Origin of the sequence: Paracoccus sp. DMF (assembly GCF_004407025.1) — a bacterium.
Lineage (GTDB): Bacteria > Pseudomonadota > Alphaproteobacteria > Rhodobacterales > Rhodobacteraceae > Paracoccus > Paracoccus aminovorans_B.
The window spans coordinates 1-14,002 of record NZ_SOKV02000064.1; the positions used below are offsets into that span (position 1 = coordinate 1).

Sequence of the window (14,002 nt, forward strand, 5' to 3'; positions counted from 1 at the left end):
AAATCAGCCTCCGGCAAACCCGGCGCGGTTCAGAATGCCTCGGAAGAGCTCCCGGTCAGCATAGTCCGGAACATAAGGCGCGCCCCACGTCCCGGTGGCGCTGACGACCGCGCGTGCCGTCAGGCTGCGCTGATCCTTCAACCGGAGACGAAGCCGCTCGCCGTCGCGCTCCACGGCTTCTATTTCGCATGGGCGTTCAATCGCAAACCCATAGCGAAGCTCGTAGCGGGACAGATAGTCGACCACCTCGTCGCGTGTCGGAAAGCCTTTCGTCCGGCTCGGTGGCATCGGCCAGCCGGGAAGCGAGCTGTAACCCGCGGGCGAAAACAGGCGCAGCGAGTCCCATGTATGACGCCAGGCGCCGCCGGGCCGCTCCTCCGCGTCCAGCACGACGAAATCGAGACCGGCGCGGCGAAGGTAGTAGGCGACCGCGAGCCCGGCCTGTCCGCCCCCGATCACCACGACATCATGATCAGGGTCGCTCATGCCGAGCGCTTCTGCGGCGCGATGGCAATCGACGAGAGGTCCGCCGCCGCGTCCACGGCTTTTCCTGCGACCTTCCTTTCCGAGTAGCGGTCGACGAGACGCGCCGCATGAGGGCGGGTGAGGATGGTGAAGCGGACCAGCTCCTCCATCACGTCGACGATGCGGTCGTAGTAGCTCGAGGGCTTCATCCGGCCGGCCTCGTCGAACTCCTGATACGCCTTGGCGACGCTCGACTGGTTTGGAATCGTGATCATCCGCATCCAACGGCCCAGAAGGCGGAGCGTGTTGACCGCGTTGAAGCTCTGCGAGCCGCCCGACACCTGCATCACTGCAAGCGTGCGCCCCTGCGTCGGGCGCATCCCGCCCATGTTGAGCGGCAGGTTGTCGATCTGCGCCTTCATCAGGCCGGTGATCTGACCGTGCCGCTCGGGGCTGCACCAGACCATGCCTTCGGACCACATCGCGTGCTCGCGCAGCTCGTGGATCGCGGGGTGGTCATCGCCTGCAATCTGGTCGGGAAACGGCATGTCCGAAGGGTCGAAGATGCGGATCTCGGCGCCGAAAAGGTGCAACAGCCGCGCCGCCTCTTCGGTCGCCAGCCGGGAGTAGGAGCGTGGCCGCAGCGATCCGTAGAGCAGCAGGATCCGCGGCATGTGGTCCTCAGGTCCAAGTTCGATCGCGGGGCGCTCCTGCACGAAGCGCCTGTCGAGAGCCGGAACATGGTCGGGGTCGGGCAGTGTGCGCAAACGCATGATGGACCCTCCTATTGCCGACCTACCGACGCCGCGGGAACGGCGGCAGGCGCGGAATCGCGGAACCAGCGCCGGCCGAGCCAGAGCGCGACATGCACCAACAGGATCAGCACCGGCACCTCCACCAGCGGCCCGATCACCGCGGCGAAGGCGACCGGGGAAGCGAGCCCGAAGGCGGCGATCGCGACGGCGATGGCCAGTTCGAAGTTGTTGCCGGCGGCAGTGAAGGCGATCGCCGTCGTGCGCGGATAGTCGCCCGCGATCAGCCTGCCCATGAAGAAGCTGATCACGAACTGCACGACGAAGTAGATCACCAGCGGCACCGCGATCAGAAGCGCGTCGAACGGCAGCTGTACGACGTCACCGCCCTTCAGGCTGAACATCGCCACGATGGTGAAGAGCAGCGCGACGAGGGTGATCGGGCTGATCGTCGGCAGGAAGACATCCTGATACCAGTCCGCCCCCTTCCGCGCGATCAGGATGCGCCGGGTGAGGTATCCGGCCGCGAAAGGAATGCCGAGATAGATCAGGACCGCCTCGGTGATGGTCCAGAATCCGACATCGACAACACTGCCCTCCAGCCCGAAGAGCGGCGGCAGGACGGACAGGAAGAACCAAGCGTAGGTCGAGAAGAACAGGATCTGGAAGATCGAGTTGAAGGCGACGAGGCCCGCGACATACTCGTTGTCGCCTTTGGCGAGCTGGTTCCAGACCAGCACCATGGCGATGCAGCGGGCGAGTCCGATCAGGATCACGCCGGTCATGTATTCGGGGTAGTCGCGCAGAAAGATCACGGCAAGCGCGAACATCAGTGTCGGCCCGAACATCCAGTTCTGGACCAGGGAAAGGGCAAGCACGCGCTTGTCGGCGAAGACGCGATGCAGCTCCTCGTACCGCACCTTGGCGAGCGGCGGGTGCATCATCAGGATCAGGCCGATGGCGATCGGGATGTTCGTGGTACCGACCGACATCGCATCGAGCGCGACGGGAAGGTCCGTGAAGGCGGTCCCGAGGAACACGCCGAGTGCCATCGCCGCGAAGATCCAGACGGTCAGATAGCGGTCAAGGAAAGACAGCCGGATTGCCGGCCCTGTAGCGTTGGACATTGGAAGTTTCCTGTCAGGCGAGTCTGTTGCCCGCGGTGTCGGTGATCTGCTCGCCATCCTCCTTGGTGAAGGCGCCCTTCTGGGGCGGCAGGAGGTCGAGGACGGTCTCGGAGGGGCGGCACAGCTTGACGCCCTTCGGGGTGATCACGATGGGCCGGTTGATCAGGATCGGGTGAGCCTCGATCGCATCGAGCAGTTGCTCGTCCGTCAGGCCGGAGTCGCCGAGACCCAGCTCGCCGTAGGGCGTACCCTTCTCGCGCAGGATGTCCCGGACCGAGACGCCCATCCTTTCGACGAGCTGTTGCAGCAGCGTGCGCGAGGGCGGAGTCTTGAGGTACTCGATGACGTGCGGCTCGATCCCGGAGTTGCGGATCATGGCCAGCGTGCTGCGCGAAGTACCACACTCGGGATTGTGATAAATGATGACGTCGGTGTAGTTCGCGCTCATACGTCAGTGCCCTCTTTGATCCTGGTGTTGCTGAACGGATCGCAGGCAGCGGCGCTGACGGCGCAATCGCTGGCATCGCCGCCGCAGCAGTTCTCCGTGAGATAGGCCATCAGCCCGTTCATCGCTGCGAAGTTGGCAGTGTAGATCAAAGACCGCCCCTCACGGCGGAATGTCACCAGGCTGGCATGCTTTAGCTGGGTCAGGTGAAACGAGAGCGTGGCCGAGGGCAGGCCGAGCTTCTCGCCGAGATGCCCGACCGGACGTCCTTCGCTCCCGGCCTGCACCAGCAGCCGAAAGATATCGAGCCGGGTGTCCTGCGCGAGCGCGGACAAGGCAGAGATGGCATCCGTCTTTTCCATATCTCCAGAATAATGGAGATGTAGCTGGTGTCAATGCCAGGATTGCCCTGCCGATCAGCTTTAGCAGTGGCCATGGAAACGGCGCCGGAACTGCCTCCGGCGCCATTCACTTCCTACCGGCTCGATCCGCCGTAGACGATGCCGTTCGGGCGATCGCCGACCGGTACGGTCTTGACCACTTCCTGGCTCCCCACGTCGATGATCGACACGGTATCGTCGGCAATGTTGGTCACGAACACGAATGCCCCGTCAATCGATGCCGAGACGCCATGGGCGCCGCCGCCGGTGGTGAGGGTCTTCACGACCTGGCCGGTCGCGGTGTCGATCACGGACACGGTGTTGTTAGGCTCCGCGTCGGTGCCCTGGTTGGCCACATAGACGAAGGCTCCGTCCGGGGTCGCGAACATCTGGATCGGGTTCGGCCCCACCTCGATCCTGTTCGTCACCTCGCGGGTTGAGGTGTCGATGACCGCCACGCGGTTTTCGTCGCGAAGCGAGACATAGACCTGATCGCCGGAGGGCGTGAACCCGACCTGGACCGGTGCGGTTCCGACCGGAATGCGCGCCACCTGGGACAGCGCCTGCGTGTCGATGACGGACACGGACCCATCCTCGACATTGGCCACGTAGAGCTGGGTCTCGTCCGGGCTGAGCCGCAGGCCGTGCGGATAGTCCCCCGTCGCGATGCGCCCGATGACCTCGGCCTTTGCGAGATCGACCACGGCGATCTCGTCGCCGCCGGCCAGCGAGACAAAAGCGCGCCCCTGCCGGTCGGCGACCACATGGGCCGGGTGCGAGCCTACCGCGACGGTCGCCTTGGGCGCCGAGAGGTTCTGCGGATCGAGAATGACCAGCAGACCCTCGGCCGCGCCTTCCGCGCCGTGCCCGTGCCCGTCCGACCCGTGATCCCCCTCGGTGGCAGGATCTCCGACCGTCAGCAGCAGCTTGCCATCGGGCGTCAGATCGACGTTGTGGGGCGCAACCGGGATCAAAACCGTGTCGACCGCCCCCGTGCCGAGATCGATGGCGCTGATGGAATTGCCGCCCTCATTGGCGGAGTAGACGGCCCCGCCGGTCTGAGCAAAGGGCGCCGGCGCGTCGCCGGCCTTCTCCTCCAGCCATGCCTGCATTTCGGCGATCTCGCCTTCCTGCGCCGCGATGATCTGGTCCGCCCATGCCCTGGTCTGCGGGTCGTTCCCGTATTGCTGGACGATCCTCGCCATGTCGATCGCACCCTGATGATGCGGGATCATGCCCCGGACGAAGGCGACATCCGGATCGTCGGCCATGACGCCGTCCATCATCGGTCCGTGCATTTCATTCATCGACTCGACGTAGGCCCGGGTGAAATCCGGAAGGCTTTCGTTAGCCGGGGCCGCCCCGGCGTTTGGCGCGCCCATCATCCCCTGCATTATCCCACCCTGCATCATCTGGCGCATCGCGCCCATGCATTCCGGGGTCATGGCCTGCATCATGGCCCGGCACTGCTCGGGCATCATCCCTTGCATGCCGGTCATCTGGCCCGAGGGAGGCGTCGGCGCGGGAGCCTGCTGCACTTGCGCGGGCGGGGTCCCCGGGTGGTGGGCGTCATGCCCGGCCTGCGCGAGGGCAGCGCCTGGCGGGCCCGTCAGCAAGCTGACAGTAAGGGCGATTGCGATTGCTGTTCGGTTCATTGGATTTCATCCTCTGGTTCCGGAGCGCTGGCCCGGGTTCCGGGTCGCGGTTCTCCGTTCTGTTCGCTGGTCTTTCGGGTTTGCGCCGGAGCGGCCGGAGACATCTCTCGTTCTCGCGGCGATCCCTGCGCATCACGCAGCGATGAGACGTGGCGGCTTCAGGATGCCTTCCGGTGATCGGTCGTGCGGATCGGGGCGCACAACCGTGAAAACCTCACCGCTCACGGGCGGGCCGACCGTCGGCGGCGCGACGAGAACCGCGGCGGCCAGACAGGTCTGGCAGCAATCCGCAAGATTTGGGCTGCCGTCCGCATTCGCGCAGCCTGCCGATTGATCGGCGCCATGGTCGTCCGCCATGTGATGATTGGCGCAGTGGCTTGCCGTGCCGGCGGCCTGTTGCTGGTGGATGGCGTGTCCGCCGGGGCCGGCATGTACCGGGACCTGCAGAACCAGGGCGCCGATGGCAAACAGCAGGATGTAGACCGCAAACTGGCGCAATCGACAGCATTTCGCCCCGAAGGCAGCTCGCGCCCGCCCGGTCATGCGCCACCTTCCTTCCCGGCGGCACGCCGGGTCCGTGCGATGTCACGTTCACGTCGCGCGCCACCCGACGCCGCGAGACAGCCCCGCTGACGGAGGCAAGCCGCCTCGGCGAAGTGCTGTTTCGGATCATTCGCAAGCCGGGCGGTCATGTCGTCAGCCCCGTGTCAGATTTCCCGCGGACCGAGGAATCGCCCGAAGCTCCGGGTGGTCGGGCCGAACAGGAACGCTTCATAGGGCTCGGGATCGACGCCCGGAAAATCCATGCCGGGCGAGCCGGCGGGCATTCCAGGAACGGCCAGCCCTGTCGCGTCAGGCCGCTCGGCCAGAAGGCGACGGATCGCCGCGGCAGGCACATGGCCCTCGACCACATAGCCGCCCACCTCGGCGGTGTGGCACGATGCCAGTTCGACCGGCACGCCGAGCCGCTGCTTGAGGCTGTCCATGTCGGTGGTTTCCACCACCCGCACCGGGAAGCCTGCGGCCTCGATATGCGCGACCCAGCTATCGCAGCAGCCGCAGGACGGATCCTTTGTGACGCTCACCAGAGGCAGCGCTTCAGCATGCCCCCGGCCGATTGTAGACAGCAGCAGGGGAAGTGCGCCGGCAGCGGCCAGAATGGCGCGCCGGCTGATGCGGTGATCGTTTCTCATCGTCAAACCTCGCTTCATGGATTCATTGTCTCCCCGTCACGGTCCATGTGCGGCGCACAATGAGGTGAGCAGCGAATCGAAGGCCCGGCACCGCCATCACAGCTTCACCTTCCGCAAACGCGCGGCATTGGCGATGACACTGACCGAGGACAGCGCCATGGCGGCGGCGGCGATGATCGGCGACAGCAGGATGCCGAAGAACGGGTAGAGCACCCCGGCCGCGACAGGCACGCCGAGCGCGTTGTAGATGAAGGCGAAGAACAGGTTCTGGCGGATGTTGCCCATGACCGCTTCCGACAGCCGGCGGGCGCGGACGATGCCGGTGAGATCGCCCTTGAGCAGTGTGACGCCCGCGCTTTCCATCGCCACGTCGGTGCCGGTGCCCATCGCGATGCCAACGTCCGCAGCGGCCAGCGCCGGCGCGTCGTTCACCCCGTCGCCGGCCATCGCCACCACCTCGCCCGCAGCCTTGTGCCGCTGCACGACCGCGCTCTTCTGATCGGGCAGAACCTCGGCCTCGACCTCGTCGATGCCGAGCTGGCGCGCGACCGCCTTGGCCGTCGTCCAGTTGTCGCCGGTCAGCATGACCACGCGGATGCCTTGCTCCTTGAGGGCGGCCAGCGCCTCGGGCGTCGAGGGCTTGACCGGATCGGCGATAGCGAAGATGGCAGCGACGCGGCCATCCACCCCCATGAAGATCGCGGTTGCGCCGTCCTCGCGCAGCCGGTCGGCCTCATCGGCCAGCACCGCGACATCGACGCCCTGCTCGGCGAGGAACTTGGCATTGCCAAGGGGAATGCGCATGCCTTCGACCACCCCCAGCGCGCCCTTTCCGGTCGGCGAGTCGAAATCCGCGACCGGCGCCATCGCGATCCCGCGTTCCTCGGCGGCGCGCACGATGGCGAGTGCCAGCGGATGCTCGCTCGCCCGCTCGACGCTGGCGGCAAGCCGCAGCGCCTCGTCCTCGGTGAAACCCGCGGCCGGAACAATGGCGGTGACGGCGGGCCGGCCCTCGGTCAGCGTGCCGGTCTTGTCGACGATGATGGTGTCGACTTTCTCCATGTGCTCCAGCGCCTCGGCGTTCTTGATCAGCACGCCGGCCTGCGCCCCGCGCCCGACGCCGACCATGATCGACATCGGCGTCGCCAGCCCCAGCGCGCAGGGACAGGCGATGATGAGAACCGAAACCGCCGCGATGAGACCGAAAGAGAAGCGCGGCTCCGGACCCCAGATCGACCAGGCGATGAAGGCAAGCACCGCGACCACGATCACCGCCGGCACGAACCAGCCCGACACTTGGTCGGCGAGGCGCTGGATCGGCGCGCGGCTGCGCTGCGCCTCGGCGACAAGCTGGACGATCTGCGACAACATGGTGTCGCGGCCAACTTTCCGCGCCTCGATCACCAGCGCGCCGGACTGGTTCATGGTGCCGCCGATGGCCGATGCACCGGCCTCCTTGGTCACAGGCATCGATTCACCCGTCACCATCGATTCATCGACGGCGCTGCGGCCTTCCAGCACTTCGCCATCGACCGGCACCTTCTCGCCGGGACGCACCCGCAGGCGGTCGCCGACATGCACGCTGTCGAGCGGAACCTCCTCCTCCATGCCATCGTCGCGAATGATCCGGGCGGTCTTGGGGGCGAGGTCGAGCAGCGCGCGGATGGCGCCGCTGGTGCTCTCTCGCGCCCGCAGTTCCAACACCTGCCCGAGCAGCACCAGCACGGTGATGACCGCCGCCGCCTCGAAATAGACCGCGACGGAACCGTCATGCTGGCGAAACGCATCGGGAAAGATACCGGGCGCAACTGTGGCGACGACGCTGTAGATCCAGGCGGTCCCGGTGCCCATGGCGATCAGGGTGAACATGTTGAGGCTGCGGTTGACCAGCGACTGCCAGCCGCGCTGAAAGAATGGCCAGCCGGCCCAGAGAACGACCGGCGTTGCGAGGATCAGTTGCAGCCAGTTCGAGGTCAGCTGGCCGACATAATGGCTCAAGCCAAGAAAATGGCCGCCCATTTCGAGGACGACCACTGGTATCGTCAGCGCCAGTCCGATCCAGAACCGACGTGTCATGTCGATCAGTTCCTCGTTGGGTCCGGCCTCGAGACTGACCAGCACCGGCTCCAGCGCCATGCCGCAGATCGGGCAGGAGCCGGGGCCGACCTGCCGGATCTCCGGGTGCATCGGGCAGGTATAGATCGTCCCCTCGGGCACCGGCTCTGCCGTGGCCGCCGCGGTCGCCGGATCGAGGTAACGTTCCGGCTCTGCCAGGAACTTGGCCCGGCAGCCGGCGGAGCAGAAGTAATACGGCCGGCCGGCATGCTCGGCCTTGTGCTCGGTCGTGTGCGGGTCGACCATCATGCCGCAGACAGGGTCCTTGACCTTGTGCGTGTCGTCCCGCGCGACGGCGGCGTGGTCATGCGCGTGATCGTGCACATGGCCGTGGTTGTGGTGATGGTGATCTGTCTTGCTGGCCATTTCTCACGCCTCCTTGGCGGTTTGCCCGATCATGCGTTGACTGCGAACTCGGTCATCATGCCCGAGGCGAGGTGCGGCATGTGGTGACAGTGCAGCATCCAGCGGGCGGCTTCGCCTGCATCGAGCGCGACGTCGACCCTGGACATCGGCGGCACATGAACCGTGTCGCGCAGCGCACCGGCAACGCGTCGCCCGTTCAACCCGACGACCTGGAACACATGGCCGTGCAGATGCATCGGGTGGGCCATCATCGACATGTTGTGGAACGACAGTACGACGCGCTCGCCGCTGCGAGCGGTGATCGGCTGGTGCTGGCCCCAGACAGCCCCGTTGATCGTCCAGAGATAGGGCTGCATCGAACCGCCCAGCATAAGCATCTGGCTGCGATCCACCGGCCGGTCCGGCAGGGCATTCAGCGCGACCAGGCGCGCCTCCTGCGCCAGATCGGTGTCGAAAGCGGGCGCTTCAGACTCCGCCACGGCATCGAGGCGCTGGACCTCGGCGCCCTGCGTGGCGAGGATGAGCCCGGTGCGCTCCCGCGCCCCTTCGCGTAGCGCAATGATCGGCCAGGCGCCGCCCTCGTTCGGCAGGTCGATCTCGATGTCCAGCCGCTGGCCCATCGCCAGCCCAAACCGCGAGCCCGCGATAGGCTGGACGGCGTGCCCGTCCACCGCGACCAGCCGCGCCTCGGCCGCCCCGGTGTCGATCCAGAACACCGTCGCCGCTGCGGCGTTGATGACCCGGAGCCGGATACGCCCGCCGCGCTCGACCCGCACTACCTCCGGGTCCGACAGTGTCCGGTCGTTGGCGAGATAGGCATCCCAATTATAGTCGTTCAGGTCCATGGCCATACCGCCCATGTCCATCATCCCGCCCATTCCTGGCATATTGCCCATCGCCATGCCGCCCATGGCACCGTGCCCCATACCGCCATGACCCATGCCCGGCATCCCGCCCAAGCCCTCCATGGGCACGCCCTGCCTGGGGCTCGCTTCAGCGGCGGCGGCATGACCTGCGCCGTACCCGCCGCTGATCTCCGCCAGAACCTCTTCGGGAGACTTGAACGAGAAGTCGTGCAGGAACATCACGACCTCCTGCCGGTCTGCTGCCAAATCCTCCTGCGTGCGCACAATCAGCGGTGCGGCAAGCAGTTGCATCTCCTGGATCGGCACGTGGCTGTGCATCCAGTGGGTGCCCGGCCGTGCCTCGAAGTCGTAGGATCGGGTCTCACCCGGGGCGAGAAGGGGCATCGGCATGTCTGGCACGCCGTCCTGCGCATTGGGCGGGATCTGGCCGTGCCAGTGGATGATCGTCGCGACGTCGAGATCGTTTTTCAGGTCGACCCGGAACATCTGGCCGGGATCGAGCACGAGGCCTTGGCCGCCGGGACCGGCAAGGCCGAACACGGTGGCCGCGCGCCCGTTGATGTCGAGAGTACGGGTTGCGGCGGACAGGGTGACAGGGGAGTCCGTCTGCGCGAAAGCAAGACGGGGCATCTGTGCAGCGGCAATGGCGCCAGCACTTGCGGCGAGAAAGCCGCGTCGCGAAAGGGTATACATGGTCGTCTCCTCGGGACATCCGTCCCGTTCATCACACCGATGGGACGCCGCAGGCGTCTGCCCGGGCGCGCTCAGAGGAGACTGAGTTTGGGAGGTCGCTCGTTCAGTCCGGGCGAACTGCTGACATGGCTGGGCTCGGACGGAAGATCGTGGCTGGCAGGCCCGAACGCGTGGCCGGTTTCAGCACCCGGCATCGTCAGAACGACCGACAGGCCCGCGCAGACGAACTCGCACATTCCGGCGTCCGCCGATCCACAATGCTGGCCGCCGTCGCAGGACGGATGACCGTCGGTCGACGCGTGCATCATCTCGCCCGCATGGACCGCGTGATCCACCTGCATGCCAACCATGCGCGCCGCATGCGCTGCGCTGACCGTGGTGACAACGGCGATCGCGAGTATGGCAAGGATGCTGATGAGACGCGCAAGCATGGCCGAAAGATAGGCGCTGCTCACGAGAATGTCCATTGTGCGAAGCGGGGCGTCTCAGGCAGAACGTCAACTCGGCGTGAAGTGAAGACGCCCTACTAATCAACGGACATCAGCGTTTTGCCAAAGGGCCTCCCCAATACTTTCTGGATCGGACTGTTTGCCGGAGTGTTGATCCTCGCGATCTTCGCTGGATTGCAGTACACCCGTACTGCGTCCACCGCAGCGGCATCCGAGGAAGACATTTCTCAAGGTCGGCAGGTCTATGTCGATCAGTGCGCCGCCTGCCACGGCGCGGATCTGGTGGGCCAGCCCGACTGGCGCTCGCCGCTTCCGTCCGGACGGTTGCCTGCGCCGCCGCATGATGCCAGCGGCCACACCTGGCACCATCCCGACGATGTGCTATTCCGCATCGTAAAGGAAGGCACGGCCGCCATCGTCGGCGGCGGCTACGAGAGCGACATGCCAGGCTTCGGAGACGTGCTGAGCGATGCGGAAATTCGGACCGTTCTTGCTTACATCAAGAGCACCTGGCCGGAGCGTGAACGGAGCTACCAGGAGAGCGTGTCGCAACCACGTTGAGCGCTGATGGCGCCTTCGGGATGTGGAACTTCGCTGCAGCCCCGTGCGACCGGCAGCTCAGCTTTCCGAGGCCCGCCCGGCGGCAGTTGAGGCCGCCGGACAGAAGCGGCATATTTGGATCGGCATGATGGGAAACTTTTGGGAGCGGTGTTCGTGGGATTATTCATGGCTTACCTCGCGTTTGAAGCGCGCCTGATCTTGGCGCAGCCTCGGGTTTTCCCTCGATGAACAATCCGGGATCCAGTTCATCGGATCGAGTTCAGGACCGCACGGACCGGCTCAACAAGAACTGCTTCTGCGTTACACTGGATGTTCCGTCTCTGCGCGAAGCGATGGAGCAGGAAGCCGGAGAGCCGGCGTTCTTCGAGACGTTCATCCGCCCCAAGGCCCACCTGTTCTCACATGTGCCAGTGTTCCTTTCGGCCACCACCGTGGACGAGATGCGCGCGATCGCAGTGGCTGTGGAGACCACCGCCCAACTCGCGGCATACAAAGCCGCGGTCCTCTCCTGGGCGCCGGAAATCGCGCGGGCGGATCACGGTCCACTCGGGGCCTTGATGGGCTACGACTTTCATCTTGGCGAAGACGGCCCCCGGTTGATCGAAATCAATACCAACGCCGGCGGCGCGTTTCTCAATGCCTTCCTTGCAAGGGCGCAGCGCGCGTGCTGCGCCGAAATGGATATCCCCGCTACGTCACAAAGCTTTGAGGATGCGGTCATTGGCATGTTCCAAGAGGAATGGCTTCGGCAGCGGGGAACGGGCGCGCCAAAGTGCATCGCCATCGTCGATGACGGCCCGCTGGAACAGTACCTTTATCCCGAGTTCGTGCTCGCGCGGCAAGTTATGGCGGCACGAGGCATCGACGCGGTCATCGCCGACGCCGGTCACCTTCGCTACGACGATGGTCATCTCAGCGTCGGTGGAAAGCAAATCGATCTCGTTTACAACCGGGTCACCGATTTCGCCTTCAAACAGCCCGAGCACAAGGCGTTGCAGGAAGCCTACCGGGATGGCGCGGTTGTCGTGACGCCGAATCCGCACAACCACGCACTCCTTGCCGACAAGCGCAACCTTTCGCTTCTTTCGAATTCCGCGACGCTTGAGGCATGGGGTGTCGATCCCGAGATTCGGGCCGGACTTGCAGCCGTTCCACGCACCGTCCTTGTCAATCCAGACAACGCTGATGCACTTTGGAAATCCCGCAAGGACCTGTTCTTCAAGCCGACCGGGGGTCATGGCGGTAAGGCTGTATATCGTGGCGACAAGCTGACGAAAGGCGTCTGGGCGGAAATCGCGGGAGGCGGATACATTGCTCAGACGCTGGTCCGCCCCAGCGAGCGCATGATCAAGATCGACGAGACACCCCAGACGCGCAAAATGGACGTGCGATTGTATACGTATGATGGAGAGGTGCTTCTGGTGGCTGCGCGTCTCTATCAAGGTCAGACCACGAACTTCAGGACACCTGGGGGCGGTTTTGCGCCGGTGTTCATGATCTGAAGCGTGAACTGGCGGACACGTCAGCCCGCCTCGCACCCGTAGAAGCCGCGGTAGCCCACGCTCAGCCCCTCATCGAGTTCGAACACGAGCTCCGCGTTCTGGCGCCAATCGGCCTCGTCGCCGAGCGGCTGCACCGTGATCGTGGTGCCGGGCGCCGAGTACGTCGTCGCACCCTCCTGCGAACCTCCCTCCGCCTCCAGAGAGATCAGGACGCCGTTCAGCTTCACCGCAGCCCCGCCGCCTTCGCTCGCCCAGAGGATCGGATCGGATTCGGGGCTGCGGTTGAACGTGCAGGGAGCAGGCGCCCCGAGCACCCGGTCGGCCTCGGCTTCCGGCATCGGCGCGAGGTCGAGCCCGCTGATGAGGGTGTTCGAAAGCGCGTCCTCGACGCTGCCCGGCTCGGCCGGCGGGTCCTGATAGATGCTCTCCACCACGTTCCCGGCGGACACCTCGGCGATCAGGTAGCGCATCTCCGCGATCTCGCGGCGCTGCGCCTCGATGATTTCGTCGGCGAGGTGGCGAACGCGCGGATCGCGGATTTGCGCCCGCTCAGAGGTCATGATCGCGATCGAGTGGTGCGGGATCATTGCCCGCATGTAGCTCGGACCCGAGACCGTGACCTGGCTGCGCACCAGCCAGAGCGACAGGGCAAAGACGATGATCGCGCCGACGAAGATCGCGATGTTCAGGCCCTTGTTCGAGTACATCCCGAGCATGTAGGCGAGCATGATGACGGCCATCGTCGCCCCCATCATGATCGCCATATAGGTACGTGTCTCCGAGAAGAAGACGTGTTCCCAAGCGTAGGTGTTGAGGTACATCAGGATGAACATCACCACTGTGGAAGTGAGGATCATCAGGCCGAAACGGATATAGGACATGTCGCGACTTCCTGCTCGTTCTGCAATCTGCTTGAGGGCAACTGGGCAGTCGCATCTGCCAACGCAGAACTCGGCGGGCGTCCGGAGACGCAGCCCAATACCCCAAGGGGGTATGATTCAACACGCGATGGCCCGTGAGGTTCCGAGGAACCCTTCCGCACAAAGCTCGGTTCCCCCGTATCGTAGCAAGAGACCAGCCCGCCATGAAGGATCGAAAGCAAGCAGCCATCCAACGACTGGCGCGCCTCGAAGGGCAGGTACGCGGGGTTGCGCGCATGATCGAAGAAGATCGCTACTGCATCGACATTCTCAATCAATCCCTGGCGATCCGATCGGCACTTTCGCAGGTCGAAATTCTAATCCTGCAGGATCACGCGGATGACTGCGTGGACAATGCGATCCTCTCACAAGATCCCGACGTGCAGCGTCGCAAGTTCAAGGAGCTTGTGGAAGTGTTCGAGAAAGTTTGCCGGTAGCCGGGAAGGGTGCAAAAAAAATACACATTTACAGTAACTTAGAGTGGAGATGGGGTGGATGCCGCTCTCCCCCTGA

The 14,002-nt window shown here is 64.9% G+C and carries 15 protein-coding genes; 3 read left to right on the top strand and 12 right to left on the bottom strand.

Annotated features, from left to right (window positions below; genetic code table 11):
* Window positions 1-3 precede the first annotated feature (3 nt).
* The 11 genes from E3D03_RS18860 to E3D03_RS18910 all read right to left on the bottom strand — a co-directional run bounded on the left by E3D03_RS18860 (window position 4) and on the right by E3D03_RS18910 (window position 10,512).
* Window positions 4-486 carry an NAD(P)/FAD-dependent oxidoreductase gene (locus tag E3D03_RS18860; RefSeq protein WP_263568230.1) on the bottom strand — a complete coding sequence of 161 codons (483 nt, stop codon included), beginning with the start codon at window positions 484-486 and terminating at the stop codon, window positions 4-6.
* Complete coding sequence (gene arsH, locus E3D03_RS18865; protein ID WP_263568231.1) at window positions 483-1,238, bottom strand: arsenical resistance protein ArsH; 756 nt, start codon at window positions 1,236-1,238, stop codon at window positions 483-485. The genes E3D03_RS18860 and arsH overlap by 4 nt, the downstream gene beginning before the upstream one ends.
* A gap of 11 nt (window positions 1,239-1,249) precedes the next feature.
* Complete coding sequence (gene arsB / locus E3D03_RS18870; protein ID WP_036709842.1) at window positions 1,250-2,344, bottom strand: ACR3 family arsenite efflux transporter; 1,095 nt, start codon at window positions 2,342-2,344, stop codon at window positions 1,250-1,252.
* A gap of 13 nt (window positions 2,345-2,357) precedes the next feature.
* The gene (arsC, locus tag E3D03_RS18875) at window positions 2,358-2,792 is read right to left on the bottom strand and encodes an arsenate reductase (glutaredoxin) (RefSeq protein ID WP_036709840.1); all 435 of its coding nucleotides are present in this window, start codon (window positions 2,790-2,792) and stop codon (window positions 2,358-2,360) included.
* Window positions 2,789-3,151 carry an ArsR/SmtB family transcription factor gene (locus tag E3D03_RS18880; protein WP_052174986.1) on the bottom strand — a complete coding sequence of 121 codons (363 nt, stop codon included), beginning with the start codon at window positions 3,149-3,151 and terminating at the stop codon, window positions 2,789-2,791. Before E3D03_RS18880 ends, arsC begins: the two co-directional genes overlap by 4 nt.
* Before the next feature lie 113 nt (window positions 3,152-3,264).
* Window positions 3,265-4,824 (bottom strand): DUF305 domain-containing protein, encoded by a 1,560-nt coding sequence (locus tag E3D03_RS18885; RefSeq protein ID WP_263568232.1) that lies wholly within the window; start codon window positions 4,822-4,824, stop codon window positions 3,265-3,267.
* A gap of 132 nt (window positions 4,825-4,956) precedes the next feature.
* The gene (locus E3D03_RS18890) at window positions 4,957-5,367 is read right to left on the bottom strand and encodes a hypothetical protein (RefSeq protein ID WP_183333630.1); all 411 of its coding nucleotides are present in this window, start codon (window positions 5,365-5,367) and stop codon (window positions 4,957-4,959) included.
* Window positions 5,368-5,531: 164 nt separating this feature from the next.
* On the bottom strand, window positions 5,532-6,017 hold the full coding sequence (locus E3D03_RS18895) for a DUF411 domain-containing protein (RefSeq protein WP_183334281.1): 486 nt from the start codon (window positions 6,015-6,017) through the stop codon (window positions 5,532-5,534).
* A gap of 96 nt (window positions 6,018-6,113) precedes the next feature.
* Window positions 6,114-8,498, bottom strand: coding sequence for a heavy metal translocating P-type ATPase (locus tag E3D03_RS18900; protein WP_263568233.1), 2,385 nt, complete (start codon window positions 8,496-8,498; stop codon window positions 6,114-6,116).
* A gap of 29 nt (window positions 8,499-8,527) precedes the next feature.
* The gene (locus E3D03_RS18905; protein ID WP_263568234.1) at window positions 8,528-10,057 is read right to left on the bottom strand and encodes a multicopper oxidase family protein; all 1,530 of its coding nucleotides are present in this window, start codon (window positions 10,055-10,057) and stop codon (window positions 8,528-8,530) included.
* A 71-nt stretch (window positions 10,058-10,128) separates the two neighbouring features.
* Entirely contained in the window at window positions 10,129-10,512 is a 384-nt protein-coding gene (locus E3D03_RS18910) for a hypothetical protein (RefSeq protein ID WP_245884992.1), read from the bottom strand.
* Window positions 10,513-10,656: 144 nt separating this feature from the next.
* On the opposite strand from E3D03_RS18910, the gene E3D03_RS18915 reads away from it, so the two are divergent.
* Window positions 10,657-11,067, top strand: a complete 411-nt coding sequence (locus tag E3D03_RS18915) for a c-type cytochrome (RefSeq protein ID WP_411969835.1) — start codon at window positions 10,657-10,659, stop codon at window positions 11,065-11,067.
* A gap of 224 nt (window positions 11,068-11,291) precedes the next feature.
* Complete coding sequence (locus E3D03_RS18920) at window positions 11,292-12,569, top strand: hypothetical protein (protein ID WP_263568235.1); 1,278 nt, start codon at window positions 11,292-11,294, stop codon at window positions 12,567-12,569.
* Window positions 12,570-12,589: 20 nt separating this feature from the next.
* Here E3D03_RS18920 and E3D03_RS18925 read toward each other — a convergent pair whose 3' ends face one another.
* Window positions 12,590-13,450: a DUF6692 family protein gene (locus E3D03_RS18925; RefSeq protein ID WP_163464901.1), complete on the bottom strand. Its 861-nt coding sequence runs from the start codon at window positions 13,448-13,450 to the stop codon at window positions 12,590-12,592.
* Window positions 13,451-13,653: 203 nt separating this feature from the next.
* Between E3D03_RS18925 and E3D03_RS18930 the strand changes: the two genes are divergently transcribed.
* On the top strand, window positions 13,654-13,926 hold the full coding sequence (locus E3D03_RS18930) for a metal-sensitive transcriptional regulator (protein WP_163464902.1): 273 nt from the start codon (window positions 13,654-13,656) through the stop codon (window positions 13,924-13,926).
* The last annotated feature ends 76 nt before the right edge of the window (window positions 13,927-14,002 follow it).